Source organism: Neisseria sp. P0021.S007 (assembly GCF_051956855.1).
Genome location: NZ_JBQCXA010000306.1, coordinates 1 through 833 on the forward strand (window position 1 = coordinate 1; position 833 = coordinate 833).

Below are 833 nucleotides of genomic sequence, written 5' to 3' on the forward strand. Positions count from 1 at the left end.
CTATTTATTGTTAAGTGTTTCAGACGGCCTTGGGTATTGAGGCCGTCTGAAATATAAGATGAAGCATATATTTTAACAGAGCTACACTTTATGGAACAGTTTGCTACTGCTTTTCTTTTTCGTTCAATGGCTTGAACTCTTGCACATCCGGAGGCGGGGCTGCAAAGATGGTGTCTGGATTGGGGTGTGCCGCAAATTCTGCCAGCAGGTTGCGATAGTCCAGTGACTGTTTCATCAGTTCGGCGGCGGCGGTGCGCAGGTTGTCCACGTCTTCCGGCGGCAGATAGAAACTGGTCGGAATATTCAATACCTTGTCCCTCAGCTGGGATGGCGGAAGGTCTTTGAGATTCAGGCTGACGAAAGAGAAATAGATGTTTTCATTTTGCTTGTCTTTGTTCCATTGGTCGACAAAAGCTCTGAAGCGGCGCAAAGATTCTTACGAATGTTGGTCGATCGGGATATTCACGATGGCGGAAACGACATCTCGGAAACCGGGTACGGCAGCGCTTTTATCCAAATTGCTGCTGACTTCGTTTTGGGCATTGACGTTGATGACGACAATATGGCGGATTTTGTTTTGTTTAATTTTATGCGTCAGGATTTTTTCCGGATACATCTCCGTCATGTCCAAAAGGCTGCGCATGCCCAGATTGTCGGTTAAACCGCCGTCGATAAGGTGGATGTAGGGACGGTTTTTACTGTCGCTGTATTTTTGGAAACGCTCGAAAAATTCTTTTCGGGTTTGCAGCTGTTTTTTACCTGCTTCGCTGTCTTCGCTGTCGGAGACAAGTTGAAACGGCGGCGTGTATTGGCAATGACCGCCGTTGTTATTG

1 pseudogene is annotated in these 833 nt (G+C 47.1%); it reads right to left on the reverse strand.

The features are described 5' to 3' along the window. Positions 1–103: 103 nt before the first annotated feature. A pseudogene (locus ACTHUR_RS13005) lies at positions 104–833 on the reverse strand (patatin-like phospholipase family protein); the annotation flags it as partial.